Raw genomic sequence first — 16,454 nt, 5'->3', positions numbered from 1 at the left:
GTTTACTTACAAAAAACCCCCTGTTTACCTGTTACCCTGTCTACTTATCAGCAAAAGACATACCCTGTCTACCCGTTAACTCGTCAACTTGCTAACAGTTCCACTCGTTCACTCGTCCACTGACAACGCTATTTCGCCTGACCCAAAGCATCGGTGATGGTGTTCATCATAGACAACACAGAACTGTCCAGGGGCCACCCCATGGATGTTTTTGGCAGAGTGAATCAAACACCTACCGTCCGACAACTGATTAACAGTTGCTGGATGGTACTCAGGTGTATGGCGAATCTTGAAGGTAATCTTCTCTGGTAAGGTTGTAATACCTTCTGTTAAGAAATGGAAGTCATGGAGCGGGAAATCTTTTTTATAGGCTGTAGCAGGGTCGTAACCATGACTTACATATAGGATATTTTTAGTTACATCTTTCTTAATCACAAACCAAGGGCCACCGCCAAGACCGAGCCCTTTACGTTGCCCGATGGTATGGAACCATAGTCCCTTGTGCTCGCCTATCTTCTTTCCCGTCTCAAGTTCGATGACGTCGCCTATTTGTTCGCCTAAATAACGACGTACATACTCGTTATAATCGATGTTCCCAAGGAAGCAGATACCCTGCGAATCCTTGCGATGGGCATTGATGAGATTCTCTCGTTCGGCAATCTCTCGCACCTCATTCTTCTCGTAGTGGCCAATAGGGAAGATTGCTTTCTTCAGCTGCCAGTCGTAAATCTGTGCCAAGAAATCGGTCTGATCTTTCACTGGGTCAGGACTTGTTGTGAGCCACTTACGCCCATCAATCCACTCAGTCTGTGCATAATGGCCCGTTGCGATGAGGTCATAGTCATGTCCCTTCTTCTCATCAAAGGCCCCAAACTTTATCAGTCGGTTGCACATAACGTCTGGGTTTGGTGTAAAGCCAGCCTTCACCTTCTCCATAGTGTAGCGTGTCACCTGGTCCCAATACTCCTTATGACAGTCGATGACCTCCAACTTACAGCCAAAGCGACGTGCCACAAGCGTAGCCATCTCAAGGTCTTCTTCTGAGTTGCAGTCCCAGTCCTCTTTCTCTTCTGGTCCTATCTTTATATAGAAACAGTCGGGATGTAGTCCTAAGCGTGCAAACTCATAGACCACAACTGAGCTGTCGACGCCTCCAGAAAGGAGAACGGCAATACGCTTACCTTCGAGTTCCTGAATATCCATCTTTACTTTCTTCCCTTCTTACTTATACTTTTTCTTTTACTTTCTCGTCGGCCGCTTTCTTCTTGTGGGCCACCTTCATTCTATCAAATCCCATGCCATAGACACCGTTGACAGCACCTTGTGAAACAAAGGCGTTAGGGTCTATCTCGTCAATCACTTGATAGATAGAGTGGGCTTCAGACCGTCGTGCGATGACAAAGAGCATTCCCACCTTCTTACCCGTGTAGAATCCGCGTGCTTCAATGACCGTACAACCACGGTCGACATCGTTGTTTATGGCTGAACCTATCTCTCCCCAATGTTCGGAGATGACAAAGAACTGCACCGAGCCACGCATACCATTGATAAGATAGTCTACCACGTAGGTCATCACAAAGAGGACAATATAACCATAGATAACCTTCTCCCAGTTCTCTAATACAAGATAACTGGAGGTGATGATACAAAGGTCACATGCCAAGATGACACGTCCGAGCGATATATCTCGGTACTTATGAATCATTGCGGCAATAACATCTGAACCACCCGAACTGGCATTATACTGCAGAGCAATGCTCACTCCGACCCCTAAGAGCACACCACCTACGACGCAGGCAAGGAATGGCTCGTCAGAGAACAAGGGATGGCCGGCGAAGGCCTCACGCAATACTGATGTCGAGAAGGCAAAGACCAATACGGCAAAGATTGTCCTTACGCAGAACTTCCAACCCAATATCTTTAACGCGACAAAGAGCAGTATGCCATTAATAATAAGGTAGGTGTACTGCACTGGGATGTTGAAACCCCACTGAATGACAGACGCAATACCCGCAATACCACCTATTGTAATGTGGTGGGGCAACAGAAAAGCACACCAGCCGAAACTCCCAATGAGCATAGCTAACGCAATCATCAGGAACTCGCGTACATCTCTTAACTTATTCTTTCTTTTTCTTACCATGTGTTTGTCAACCATTAGCTTTGTGCAAAGTTAGTGAAAATATTGTGAATGTCAAGTGAATAGCAAAACTTTTATGGGATAATAGGGCAACTTTCAGATGTTTTTATTATTTTTGTGGTCAGTAATAAACCGATTATACTATGGTTGAGATCTTTTCTGCTGACGGATGGTTGAATAAGAGCATCGTGTCAATCAATGATTTTACATGGTCGTATATTCTTGTTGCGGCACTTATTCTCTGTGCGTTATGGTTTACGTTTCGTACGCATTTCGTGCAGTTTCGTATGGTAGGTGAGATGGTTCGCCTCTTGGGTGAATCGACTGATACACACGATAAAGGGGAGAAGCATGTATCTTCCTTTCAAGCCTTTGCAGTCTCTATTGCGTCCCGTGTGGGTACAGGAAACCTTGCTGGTGTGGCGAGTGCCATAGCCATTGGCGGTCCGGGGGCCGTCTTCTGGATGTGGGTCATCGCTCTCCTGGGGTCGGCCACGGCCTTTATCGAGTCTACGCTGGCCCAATTGTATAAGCGTCGCCATGCCGACTCGTTCATTGGTGGACCAGCCTATTACATCCTTCATGGTATGCATTGCAAATGGATGTCGAAGCTTTTTGCCATCCTGATAACGATGACTTTCTGTATGGCTTATATCTCCATACAAAGCAATACGATATGTGGTGCAATGCAGAAGGCTTTTTCTATCAATCCCACATGGATGGGTGTTGCCCTTGCAGTACTCTCTTTGGTCATCGTCTTCGGTGGTATTCAGCGCATTGCGAAGGTTAGTAGTGTCCTCGTTCCATTGATGGCAGTGGGCTATGTCGTCCTTGCCTTGGTGGTTATCGTTATGAATATTCAACTCATCCCACACGTCTTCCGCCTTATCGTAGAGAATGCTTTTGGCTTTGAACAGCTTGCAGGTGGCGGATTAGGAGCCACGATGATGAATGGAATAAAGCGTGGACTGTTTAGTAATGAGGCTGGTGAGGGATCGGCACCGAACATTGCTGCGACCGCATCAACGACCCATCCCGTCAAACAAGGACTTATTCAATCGCTCGGAGTGTTCACTGATACGCTGCTCGTTTGTAGTTGTACGGCTTTTATTATTATCATTAGCGGACTTTATACAGACGGTTCAGCGTCGGGTATTATGCTTACACAGAATGCCTTAGAGCATGAGGTAGGCTCGAGTGGACCGATATTTGTTGCTATCGCTATCTTCTTCTTTGCGTTTAGTAGTATTATTGGAAACTATTATTATGGTGAGGCTAACGTGCGCTTCCTCACCCAGCGTCCTTCAGCCATCCTCGTTCTGCGTATCATCACAGGCGGTTTGATGGTGATGTTTGGTGCTATCGCCAGTCTTGACCTTGTATGGAGTATTGGCGACTTCTTTATGGCGCTCGTCACAATATGCAATCTTATAGCCATCATCACACTTGGTAAATATGCCTTCCGCCTACTCGATGACTATCGACAACAGAAGCGGGCAGGTGTGAAGAGTCCTGTCTTCAAACGCGAGACAATGCCTGATATCGAAAAAGATATTGAATGTTGGTAGGAGGGAAGGGGCTTACTTGTGCTGGTGGTAAGCTCTTTTCCTTTTTTAGGTTTATGCTGCGTGAGATTGTTGGGAGTATCTTTCTCTCACAGTGGGTATTTCTTTCTCTCACGGAGGGTATTTCTTTCTCTCACGGAGGGTATTTCTATCTCTCACAGAGCGCACAGAGTTCACGGAGGTTTTTGGCGCACATTTCGAGCCCACAGAAGGCCTCCGGCATACAGAAAACACAGAGCGTTTCAGCTAATGAAGGCTGTAAGGCTCTGTGATATTGGTTGACTTAATGTCTCTGTGGAATGCTGTGTGTTCTGTTCATCTGTGTTCCTCTGTGAGAAAAAGAACGCACCCACTCTATGAGATGCCACACAAGCAACTCGGTGGGGGAGTTTTTCTCTCACACTGGGGAGTTTTTTCTCTCACAGAGCGCACAGAGTTCACGGAGGTTTTTGGCGCACATTTCGAGCACACAGAAGGCCTTCGGCATACAGAGAACACAGAGGCCTCACCCCCAGCCCCTCTCCGAATGGAGAGGGGAGTAGTATGTGAGGTTACCCCTATTGGCCTGCTAATGATAGGAGATAAGCTGCTTAACATACGGAGGAAACGTAGGGGTATCCCGGTGATCACTCCCCTCTCCATTCGGAGAGGGGCTGGGGGTGAGGCTTCTGTTGGTTGTAAGGCTCTGTGATATCGGTTGACTTAATGTCTCTGTGGAATGCTGTGTGTTCTGTTCATCTGTGTGCTTCTGTGAGAAATAGAACGCACCCTCTCGATGAGATTAGGCCTATGAGACTTGCTGGGGAGTTTTTCTCTCACAGAACTCACAGATCTAACAGACCCTTTTTGCGCACTATTTCGAACTCACAGAACGCCTCCGGCATACAGAATTCACAGAACGTTACAGCTAAAGACGGGTGTTGAGTGTTGAGTGTTAGGTGTTGACGATTAGCTAACGTTGGCTGTAAGGTTCTGTGTTATCGGTTGACTTAATGTCTCTGTGGAATGCTGTGTGTTCTGTTCATCTGTGTTATCTGTGAGAAAAAGTACAATTGCGAGACTCGGTGGGGGCGTTTTTTCTCTCACAGAGCGCACAGAGTTCACGGAGGTTTTTGGCGCACATTTCGAGCCCACAGAACGCCTCCGGCATACAGAATTCACAGAACGTTTCAGCTAATGTTGGCTGTAACGCTCTGTGATATCGGTTGACTTAATGTCTCTGTGAAATACTGTGTGTTCTGTTCTTCTGTGTCTTTCTGTGAGAAATAGAACGCACCCACTCTATGAGATAACACACAAACAACTCGCTGGGGAGGTTTTTCTCTCACAGAACTCACAGATTTAACAGAACCTTTTGACGCACATTTCGAGCCCACAAGATAGTGGCCCCTCCCCCAACCCCTCCCCCGCAGGGAGGGGCGTAGTATGTGAGGTTACCCCTACAAGACAGCCAGTAAGATAATAGAACGAGACGCACATCCTCCTTGTAGGGGTATCTCGGTGATTACTCCCCTTCCCTTCGGGGGAGGGGACGGGGGAGGGGCCACTATCTTCACTGAACCTTGTGTGTTCTGTTCTTCTGTGTAATTCTGTGAGAAAGAGAATGCCCCCACCCTATGAGATGACACACAAGCAATTCGCTGGGGAGTTTTTTCTCTCACAGAACTCACAGATCATCTCTCCCAGAGTAAACGGATGAATCGCTACGAAGCTGGTTACCTCTTAATGGGAAAATTTGCTTCTGATGATGCCATCAACAGAGAATCTACCAGCACCAGCGAACCATGAGAGGACGAAGATGACAAGGTAGAGGAAGGCTAACTCGCCACCGCTAACCGAACCGCCATGGACGGTTGTGAAGGCTACTATCATGGTGAATATCATCGGCAACAGTGTTAATCGTGTGAGAAAACCGAAGACAAAAGCCAAACCGCATACCAACTCGCCGAAAATACTTAGTCCTACAGCTACCTCACCACTCAACCCGAAGGGTGCAGGGAAATGTGCTGCAGTGTCTGCGAAATGCTGCAGTTTGTCGAGGCCGTGGCTCGCAAAGGTCAAACCGAACACGAGACGTGATGCCAACAAAAGGAGGGATGCCTTTGTACTCTCAACCTTTGGGAATAATAATTCTACTGTTTTCATATCGTATAATCCTTTCTTTTTATGTTGTTCAACTTGTAGTGCGCACCAATCCCACCTTTTATATAAATGTAGCTGTGTGTGACTAATAGCACTGAATTTATCATTTTAACAGTTGCAAAGATAGGGATAATTCTCTTTTCTATCCATAAAAACGCTGTAAAAGTTTATCGAAGACGATGAAAATACCATCTATGTGGTATCTTGGCGACCCTCTTTTCTCGGCTTGCTCTCCCTGTTTCTGTGCCAGAAAGTCTGTCTATTATATGGTTGAGAAATTGCGTATTTGTCGTTTGTAAGGCTGAGATAAACAGAAAACGCTGCTTTTGTTTATAATAAAATATATTTACAAAACTACGTATTCGTGTTCTTCTTTTAGGATGGGGATAGTAGTCTCTATTGGTGTTGTAACTCTTTTGTATTCAATAATTTAAGTAGTAGTAAAGAAGAAGCTGCCTTTCAAGGGTGGAGAAGGGCATCTTCTACATCCAAGAAGGGCGTCTTCTTCGAGCAAGAAAGGCGTATTCTTAATCCTTAAAGACCGTAGTCTGGTTTTAAGAAGATGAATTATCTTTACAAAGTCGATTGTTTCATAGTTTGCCAAACTGCATTAGTAATATTAATATCGTGCCACAGCGAGCGTGTATCTCAGTGTTTATACCTACTTTTTGGTATGTCCGTGAGCAATAAGACAAAACCTTATAATTGACCAAAAAGCCAACTAAAACCAAGGCTTCCGTGACTTTTTTGGAAATCTTATAGTATTTTTATGTGGTTAAAATACATTAAACATTCAGTCTATTTCATTGATAATCTGTAATAAATGTAGTAACTTCGTAACCGCTTAACATGCCTAACTAAGATAATTCTTACGCCACATAAACAGTTTAGTCACAATTGTATAGGACAAGAATAACTATTATTCATTCCTCTGTTTTATCGCTCACATGAGCAAGAAAACGTAATTTATAAAACAAAGATAGCTATTAAAAAGAATGAAACAGAAGTATTTTTCGCCCACTATCAATGTATATAACATTGTAGAGGCAGAGACGATTTTGGCATAATCTAAGCATGAACTCACTTTTACCACAGACGTTACACCATTCGTTCCTACCCCCGAAGAGGATTTGGATGGGGAGACTTACACGGCATCAGGTACGTCAACATCAGTCCAACCATAACAAGTCTAAGGAATTAAACTTATAAGTAATGAAATCAAGAAATAATACATTTGCATTGATGATAGGCTTTGTAGGTTTGGTTTCATTTGTCGATAGAGTTGTTATCGCTGTGTTCTAATAACCAAGAAAAAACCTAAAACGAAATTTGCTGTCATTACTGTCAGTCGGAGAGGAATGTTAACTTGTTTGTTTACAGTATAGTTACGTGAAATGTTAAATGTGACAGCAAAACAAAATAAAACTTTTTTTGTATATTAAGTAATGTTTCTTGTCAGCTTAGAGACATTTTATTAGCTCCTTTCGCAAGCGAATCTTTCGTTGTTATTATAGATAGGAATAGAACAGCAAAAGCCACTTCTTGTGTTGTTATTATAGTGAGGAATAGAGCAGCTAAAACCATTGTTTAGGGTCGTTAGCCATCCCCATTATTAGGTATTTTTCTTGTAAACACTTTCTATCTTGTTTTTTTTCATTACCTTTGTTTGTTCAAATATGTACAAGTAGACGAGTCTACGAGAGAAGAAGTAGACGAGTAGCTTGCTACACATGGCGAACTAAGAATAAGTAACGATAATTCTTGGATAAGAATTAAAATGATGATTGAGGCTTATGAAACTATCAGAATTGAAGACAGGAGAAACTGGTGTTATCGTAAAGGTATCGGGACACGGTGGATTTAGGAAACGAATAATAGAGATGGGATTTATCAAAGGCAAGACTGTTGAGGTGTTGCTCAATGCGCCTTTGCACGACCCTGTCAAATACAAAATTATGGGCTATGAGGTTAGTCTCCGTCATAGCGAGGCCGACCAGATAGAAGTATTGCCCGACACAGTCGACCCTGCGCAGGTAGAAGACGTAGAGTATGAGGAAAGTGAGCAATCAGCTGGCTCTACATCCTACGATAGTACCGACAAAGAACTAACCCCAGAGAAGCTGTCAGATGCCGTAGAACAAAAGAGCCGCACCATCAATGTGGCCCTTGTCGGTAATCCGAACTGTGGTAAGACATCGCTCTTCAACTTTGCATCAGGTGCACACGAGCGAGTAGGAAACTACTCGGGAGTGACGGTAGATGCGAAGGTGGGGCATGCTTCCTTTGATGGTTACGAGTTCAACCTCGTAGACCTTCCCGGCACTTATAGTCTTTCGGCTTATAGTCCGGAGGAACTCTATGTGCGTAAACAGTTGGTAGACAAGACGCCAGATGTCGTCATCAATGTGATAGACGCCTCAAACCTTGAGCGCAACCTTTATCTGACAACCCAGTTGATAGATATGCACATACGTATGGTTTGTGCCCTTAACATGTATGACGAGACAGAACAACGTGGCGACCATATTGATGCACAGAAGCTTTCAGAGCTCTTTGGAATACCGATGATACCGACGGTGTTCACCAATGGCAGGGGCGTACAAGAACTCTTCCGACAGATAATAGCCGTTTATGAAGGTACAGAAGACGAGTCACTGAAGTTTCGTCACATCCATATCAACCATGGTCATGAGATAGAACATGGTATTGAAGAGATGCAAGAGCACCTGAAGAAGTACCCAGAACTTTATCGGCGCTATTCAACCCGTTATCTCGCAATCAAACTGTTAGAGCATGACAAGGATGTAGAACAGCTCATTAGTCCGTTAGGCGACTCGGTCGAGATATTCAAACATCGTGATACAGCGGCTGCAAGAGTTAAGGAAGAGACAGGCAATGACAGCGAGACTGCGATAATGGATGCCAAGTATGGCTTTATTAATGGAGCACTGAAAGAGGCGAACTACTCGACAGGAGATAAGAAAGACACCTATCAGACCACCCATGTTATCGACCATGTCTTGACAAACAAATACTTTGGTTTCCCAATCTTCTTCCTTGTCTTGTTGGTAATGTTCACTGCTACCTTTGTCATCGGACAGTATCCGATGGACTGGATTGAGGCAGGTGTGGGCTGGTTAGGGCAGTTTGTCTCTACGAATATGCCTGACGGTCCGGTGAAGGATATGATTGTCGACGGTATAATCGGTGGTGTAGGTGCCGTTATCGTATTCCTCCCTCAGATCTTGATACTCTATTTCTTCATCTCCTATATGGAGGACTGTGGCTATATGTCACGTGCCGCCTTCATCATGGACAGGCTTATGCACAAGATGGGACTACATGGTAAGTCGTTCATCCCACTTATCATGGGCTTCGGTTGTAACGTACCTGCCGTGATGGCAACACGTACGATAGAAAGCCGGAGGAGCAGGTTGGTGACAATGCTGATACTCCCTTTGATGAGCTGTTCGGCTCGTCTACCAATCTATGTGATGATTACAGGCTCGTTCTTTGCCTTGAAGTATCGTTCGCTGGCCATGCTCTCCTTATATATAATAGGTGTGTTGATGGCAGTAGTGATGAGTCGTCTCTTCTCTGCCTTTGTAGTAAAAGGAGAGGACACTCCCTTTGTGATGGAGCTACCCCCTTATCGTTTCCCAACATGGAAAGCTATTGGTCGCCATACATGGGAGAAGGGTAAGCAGTATCTCAAGAAGATGGGAGGTATCATTCTCGTAGCTTCTATTATCGTGTGGGCCTTAGGCTATTTCCCTCTTCCAGATGATCCGAACATGGGGAAACAGGCTCGACAGGAGCAGAGTTATATCGGCAGAATCGGTAAAACCGTCGAACCCGTATTTCGTCCACAAGGTTTTAGTTGGCAATTGGATGTCGGCTTGCTGTCAGGTATGGGTGCGAAGGAGATTGTAGCATCAACAATGGGTGTGCTCTATTCTAATGATGATAGCTTCTCTGACGACAGTGGTTATAGTAGTGAGGTGGGTAAATACTCCAAACTACATAATCTAATAACAAAGGATGTGGCAACCATGCACCATGTAAGCTATGAGGAAGCTGAGCCTATAGCAACATTGACGGCCTTTGCTTTCCTACTCTTTGTACTGCTCTATTTCCCTTGTGTAGCAACGATAGCGGCTATCAAGGGTGAAACAGGTAGTTGGGGATGGGCGCTCTTTGCTGCTGGATACACCACAGCATTAGCCTGGATAGTCAGTGCGGTGGTCTTCCAAGTGGGTATGTTGTTCATCTGATGATAAGAAAAGACAGATAACATAAAAGCTATACATTCTCTTTAAGATTTAAGAAGACGCTCTTCTTGGTTTAAGAACATGCCCTTCTTAAGCGTTGAAGACGCCCTTCTTACCTCAAGAAGGGCGTCTTCTTCTTTGCGGTCTATAACTTACTGATTATAGGTGGGTTATAGACTTGCTTTTTATGTATATCCCTCAGTGTTTTTGTCAGACATTTGTACGGGTTTTAGTCAGGATATTTTAGAGACAGAATAACATAGTGACAGATGGAGACAGAGGATGTTTTAGAGACAGAGTAACATAGTGACAGATGGAGACAGAGGATGTTTTAGAGACAGAGTAACATAGTGACAGATAGAGACAGAGGATGTTTTAGAGACAGAGTAACATAGTGACAGATGGAGACAGAGGGGTGTTTGGAGACAGAGTAACATAGGGACGAGTAATGACAGAGTTTTTTTAGAGACAGAATGACATAGAGACATATAATGACAGAGTGTTTTTTAGAGACAGAATAACATAGGGACGAGTAATGACAGAGTGTTTTTTTAGAGACAGAATGACATAATGACAAATAAAGACTGGGTGTAAAGTATAAATAGAATTTTGCGGTAAAGGCGATAGAATTTGGTTTTGTTATTCCTAATGACAGGTTTATTTCGGTAATCACGCCCCTCTCCATTCGGAGAGGGGGTGGGGGTGAGGCCGAGAGGGCTTGTGGGTGTGGCTTGCTGGTGTTGTGGGTGAGGCCGAATGAAGACAGAATTTTGTTAATTTGTCAATAAGTTTACTTGTCATAAACAAAAATCAGTTAAAGGACTATCCAACATACTCCTAAACCTGTCAACTCGTCTTTTAATTGCGTAGATTAATAATTATAGGTGTTTTGCATACTATTTTGTTGAATTTAGTAAGTAATCAGTTAAATTTTAATAGAAAATGTAATTTTAATCAGGAAAGTCTTGTGTCTTTTATAAATAATACTTATTTTTGCATCTATTGGACGTAAAAATCTTTATAAATTAAGCTGGAAAGCGATAATATATTTGATTTTACGACCTATCTCTGATGATATGTTTCATTGTGAAACATAAGGGTAACGTTTAGCGAAACAACTACACAATAATATTTATAATAATCAAAAGAGATCTATGGAGAAAAGATTTACTCTCTTTTTGTTTGGTCTTCTTCTATCTTTAGGGACAGCATTTGGTCAGACAAAGATTAATGGTACCGTAGTTTCTCAGGACGATGGAGAGGCCGTTATCGGTGCGTCTGTCATGGTACAAGGTACTACGACGGGTACTGTCACTGATATTGACGGTCATTTCACACTTGATGTTCCTGCAGGAAAGAAACTCGTAGTCAGTTACATTGGTATGGTCACGCAGACCGTAGCAGCCAAAGACGGCATGAAGGTTGTCCTTAGTAACGACAATCATCAGCTTAATGAGGTCGTTGTAACTGGTATGACTCAACAAGACAAGCGCCTCTTCTCTGGTGCTGCAACAAAGATTGATGCTTCAAAAGCAAAGCTCGATGGTATGGCGGATGTGAGCCGTTCGCTCGAAGGTCGTGCTGCTGGTGTGAGCGTTCAGAACGTATCTGGTACGTTCGGTACAGCACCTAAGATTCGTGTGCGTGGTAATACGTCAATCTTTGGTTCGTCAAAACCATTATGGGTTGTGGATGGAGTCATCATGGAAGACATTGCTAATGTTGATGCAAGTTCGTTGTCATCAGGTGATGCAAAGACTTTGATTTCTTCTGCTATCGCAGGACTGAATGCTGACGACATTGAGAGTTTCCAGATATTAAAGGACGGTTCGGCTACATCTATCTATGGTGCTCGTGCTATGGCGGGTGTGATTGTTGTGACAACAAAGAAGGGTAAAGCTGGTCAGAGCCATTTAAGCTATACCGGTGAGTACACTCTCCGTTTGAAGCCAAGCTATAAGAACTTCAATATCATGAACTCACAAGACCAGATGGAGATTTATCGTGAGTTGGAGAAGAAGGGCTATTTGAACTATGCCGAAATCGCTAACGCCTCTACAAGTGGCGTTTATGGTCGTATGTATCAGCTCATCTCTGAGTATGATGCTACAAAGGGACAGTTCGGTCTTGAGAACACACAGGATGCACGTGACGCTTATCTCCGTGCTGCAGAGTATCGTAACACCGACTGGTTCGACCAGCTTTTCTCAAGTTCAATCATGCACAACCACTCAGTGAGTGCTTCTGGTGGTACAGACAAGGGTCAGTACTATGCTTCCCTCTCTGCAATGTATGATCCAGGATGGTATAAGTCAAGTCGTGTTCAGCGTTACACAGGTAATATCAACACAACTTATAATATTAACAAGCAGATAGGCTTGAACCTTATCGCTAATGCTTCTTATCGTAAACAGAGAGCTCCTGGTTCGTTGAGCCGTACGATCGACCCTACAACGGGTGCTGTTAGTCGTGCTTTCGACATCAACCCTTACTCTTACTCTCTGAACACCTCACGTACTCTCGACCCTAACGAGTCTTACACACGTAACTATGCTCCGTTCAACATCTTCAATGAGTTGGACAATAACTATATGGATCTTAATGTGCACGACTTCCGTGTTCAGGCCAGCGTAGACTATAAGCCTATCACAAAAGTTAAACTTACAGCCTTGATAGCAGTGAAGAGTGCAGCCTCAACGATGGAACATATTGTTCGAGAGAACTCTAATCAAGCATTGGCTTATCGTGCTATGAGTACGACAACTATCCGTGATGCGAATCCATACCTTTATACTGATCCTGATAACCCATTTGCTCTTCCAGAGTCAATCCTCAAAGAAGGCGGTATTCTCGATAGGACTGGTAACAATTTCTTCGGCTGGGACACACGTCTCTCTGCCGCTTATAATGATGTATTCAACGACACTCATATCGTAAACCTCTACGCAGGTGTGGAGAGTAACAGCGTTGACCGTAAGGCAACCTTCGACCGTGAGTGGGGTATGATGTTCGATGCTGGTGAGATTGCAAAGCTGAACTATCGTGCTTTCAAGATGTTCCAAGAGCAGGGATCTAACTACTATGGTTTGTCAAATACCCACATCCGCAGTCTTGCTTATTTCGGTACGGGTACCTATTCTTATAAGGGTCGCTATCAGGTAACGGGTACCTTCCGTTATGAAGGTACGAACTATCTGGGTAAGGCTACCTCAGCTCGATGGCTGCCAACCTATAACGTCTCTGGTGCATGGAATGCACACGAGGAAGGTTGGTTCAGTAAGCTGTTCAAGCAGGCGTTGACACATGCAACATTGCGCCTCAGCTACTCACTTACTGGTGACCGTCCTCCTGTAACCAACTCATTGCCAATCTTCACAGCAACAGTGCCTTGGCGTCCATTCACCTCTATTCAAGAGACAGGATACGATGAGGAGTTCGGTAATACTAACCTTACTTACGAGAAGAAGCGTGAGTTCAACCTCGGATTCGACTTTGGTTTCCTTGATAACCGTATCAATCTTACATCAGACTTCTACTGGCGTCGCAATAGTGACCTTATTGGTTACGTGAACCATCCACAGTTGGGTTCTTACAACCTTGCGAACGTTGCCTCAATGAAATCAAATGGTGTGGAGTTCTCATTGAATACACAAAACATCAAGACAAAGGACTTCAGTTGGGAAACAAACTTCATTTTCTCATGGACACATAATGAGATTACAAGTCTCTTCACCCATGCTCGTGTCGTTGACCTCGTACAGGGAACTGGTTATAGTCTTGTTGGTTATCCTGCAAACTCTATCTTTAGTATCCCATTCGCAGGACTTGATGGTGAGGGTCTACCAACATATATGAACGAGAATGGTAGAAGAACGGTCTCAGACCTTAACCTTCAAGAGCGTGATCAGGAGAAGATTAAGTACTTGAAGTACGAAGGTCCTGCTGAGCCAACGACAACAGGCTCATTTGGTAACGTCTTCCGTTATAAGAACTGGGACCTCAATGTGTTCGTAACATATAGCTTTGGCAATAAAGTTCGACTGAACCATATATTCAATAACCGCTATGACGATATGGACGCCCTACCTAAGGAGTTCCGTAATCGCTGGGCATACAGTGGTGATGAGGCTGTTACGAATATCCCAGTGATTGCTTCACGTCGTCAGAACCGTAACAACACGCAGTTGGATGTTGCTTACAATGCTTATAACTATTCTGATGTTCGTATCGCAAAGGGTGATTTCATTCGTATGAAGGAAATCTCATTGGGTTATAACTTCCCTGCAACGATGATTAGAAGTATCGGCGTTAGCAGCTTAGGATTGAAGCTTCAGGCAACGAATCTCTTCCTGTTCTATTCTGACAAGAAGCTGAATGGTCAGGACCCAGAGTTCTTCAATACAGGTGGTGTGGCTGCACCAGTTCCAAAGCAGTTCACCTTGACATTGAGATTAGGTCTTTAATATTTTAACTTAGGTGGAGGTTCAGTTGGGAATATCACTATCTTTAATGATAATAAGAATAAACCCTAACAAGACTGAGGATTGTCAGATGACAACTGACAGGCTATGTGAAAGAAACTGAACCAGCACCAGAAGTAACTTAATATAGAACGAATATGAAAATTAAGAATATCATATATATGGGCAGTTTGATGCTTGCATCTGTGGCGATACTTGCATCTTGTTCTGACCAATTGGATACGTTGCCAGATAACCGTACTACTTTGGATACACCAAAGAAGATTGCGGGGCTGCTCGTAACAGCCTATCCAGACCGTACACCGACCCTCTTTAACGAGTGGATGTCTGATAATACGGACTATATGGGACGTGATAACAGTCTTGGAAGCCGTGGTAATGACCAGTACTTCTTCTGGCAAGAGCAGACAGAGGGAGGTAATGACTCTCCTGAACAGGTGTGGATGTTATATTATGATGGCGTCTACAAAGCTAATGAGGCTTTGGCTGCTATTGAGGAACAGGGTGGTGCAAAGAATGAGCAACTCAGTAACTCCAAGGGTGAGGCGCTGCTGCTCCGTGCTTATAACCACTTCATTCTTTCCAATGAGTTCTGCCGTCCTTATAATGGTAAGACCAGTCAGACTGATCCGGGACTCTATTATGCAACCGGAATAGCAGATTTCACTGCTGCTGCTGAGCAGAGTAATCGTGGTACGGTAGCTGATGTCTATGCAAAGATTGCTGCTGATATCGAGGCGGGTATACCATTGATTAACGATACATACGAGGTGCCAAAGTATCACTTCAATAAGCAGGCTGCCTACGCCTTTGCTACTCGCTTCTATCTTTATTATGAGAAGTGGGAGAAGGCAAAAGAATATGCTGACAAACTGTTGGGTAGTAATCCTGCAGCTTATCTGCGTGACTATAAAACATTGCAGGCTATGCCTTTGAGTAATTCAGACCAAGCAGTGAAGATTGCTGAGGCTTATTGTAGTGCTTCTGCAGGCTGTAACCTCCTCGTTCAGACCAGTGTCAGCAGTGCTGGTATGGCACTTGCTCCATGGGTGTCAAATAAGCGTTATACCCTCACTAACTACTTGGCAAACACCGAGTTGTTTATGAGTAATAATATTTGGGGTTCAGCCGCAAACACCATCTGGAAGCCATTTACTGCTAATCAAGGTGAGGCTAACTTTGCTTTGTTGATGAAACTTCCACGTGAGGTGCAGATTATCAATACGACAACTGGTACGGGTTATCCCCGCACTCTGAATGTAGATTTCACGATGGATGAGGCTTTGCTCAATCGTGCTGAGGCTGAAATCATGCTTGGACAGAACGATGCTGCCTGTGCAGATATGAACACTTGGATGCACAACTACTTCAATACCAGCGTGACGCTGACGCCTTCAAGTGTACAAACTTACTTTAATTCAGTGCCATACGCATACGCTGATGCCGATAAGATGGTGCCAAGTTTCAAGAAGCACATCAGTCCTCGCTTCGCTATTGATGCTGAAGGGTCAGTACAGGAGTCACTCTTGCAGTGCTTGCTGAACTTCCGTCGTATCGAGACAGTACATCAGGGCTTGCGTTGGATGGATATCCGACGTTACAACATCGAGATACCTCGTCGACTCATCGGTGCTAATGGTAAACCTTCTAAGAACCTTGATTGGTTGGTGAAGGACGATCCACGTCAGACAGTTCAGATTCCACAGAGTATTCGTGAGGCTGGTGTTGAAGGTAACCCTACCAAGACAGCTGTGCCAAATGCTACACTCATCAACCCTTCTGCCTACAGCGGACCAGGTTTCTCAGTGGTCAATCAGTATCCTGCTCAGGCTGGTGCACATACTTTTTAATAGCT

Annotated in this window: 7 protein-coding genes; 4 read left to right on the top strand and 3 right to left on the bottom strand. The window is 44.2% G+C overall.

Features of this window, described 5'->3' with window-relative positions; all coding sequences use genetic code 11:
* Positions 1-108: 108 nt before the first annotated feature.
* Both mnmA and AXF23_RS00695 read right to left on the bottom strand, forming a co-directional pair.
* Positions 109-1,203, bottom strand: coding sequence for a tRNA 2-thiouridine(34) synthase MnmA (gene mnmA / locus AXF23_RS00700; protein ID WP_107623941.1), 1,095 nt, complete (start codon positions 1,201-1,203; stop codon positions 109-111).
* Between the two features lie 22 nt (positions 1,204-1,225).
* Positions 1,226-2,143 (bottom strand): YitT family protein, encoded by a 918-nt coding sequence (locus AXF23_RS00695; RefSeq protein WP_107623940.1) that lies wholly within the window; start codon positions 2,141-2,143, stop codon positions 1,226-1,228.
* Positions 2,144-2,283: 140 nt separating this feature from the next.
* Here AXF23_RS00695 and AXF23_RS00690 point away from each other — a divergent pair, with 140 nt between their 5' ends.
* The gene (locus AXF23_RS00690) at positions 2,284-3,708 is read left to right on the top strand and encodes an alanine/glycine:cation symporter family protein (protein ID WP_107623939.1); all 1,425 of its coding nucleotides are present in this window, start codon (positions 2,284-2,286) and stop codon (positions 3,706-3,708) included.
* Positions 3,709-5,427: 1,719 nt separating this feature from the next.
* On the opposite strand, the gene AXF23_RS00680 is transcribed toward AXF23_RS00690, so the two are convergent.
* Positions 5,428-5,850 (bottom strand): DoxX family protein, encoded by a 423-nt coding sequence (locus AXF23_RS00680; protein ID WP_107623938.1) that lies wholly within the window; start codon positions 5,848-5,850, stop codon positions 5,428-5,430.
* A gap of 1,790 nt (positions 5,851-7,640) precedes the next feature.
* Between AXF23_RS00680 and feoB the strand changes: the two genes are divergently transcribed.
* From feoB to AXF23_RS00665, 3 genes are all read left to right on the top strand, one after another.
* Positions 7,641-10,121: a ferrous iron transport protein B gene (gene feoB / locus AXF23_RS00675; RefSeq protein ID WP_009011702.1), complete on the top strand. Its 2,481-nt coding sequence runs from the start codon at positions 7,641-7,643 to the stop codon at positions 10,119-10,121.
* 1,151 nt (positions 10,122-11,272) lie between these two features.
* A complete protein-coding gene (locus AXF23_RS00670) occupies positions 11,273-14,581 on the top strand; it encodes a SusC/RagA family TonB-linked outer membrane protein (protein WP_107623937.1) in 3,309 nt (1,102 codons plus the stop codon).
* 155 nt (positions 14,582-14,736) lie between these two features.
* On the top strand, positions 14,737-16,449 hold the full coding sequence (locus AXF23_RS00665; protein WP_107623936.1) for a RagB/SusD family nutrient uptake outer membrane protein: 1,713 nt from the start codon (positions 14,737-14,739) through the stop codon (positions 16,447-16,449).
* Positions 16,450-16,454 lie beyond the last annotated feature (5 nt).

Origin of the sequence: Prevotella sp. oral taxon 313 (assembly GCF_003043935.1) — a bacterium.
GTDB lineage: Bacteria > Bacteroidota > Bacteroidia > Bacteroidales > Bacteroidaceae > Prevotella > Prevotella jejuni.
Note: the sequence above shows the minus strand (reverse complement) of the source record. Positions and strands in the feature narration are given on the sequence as shown.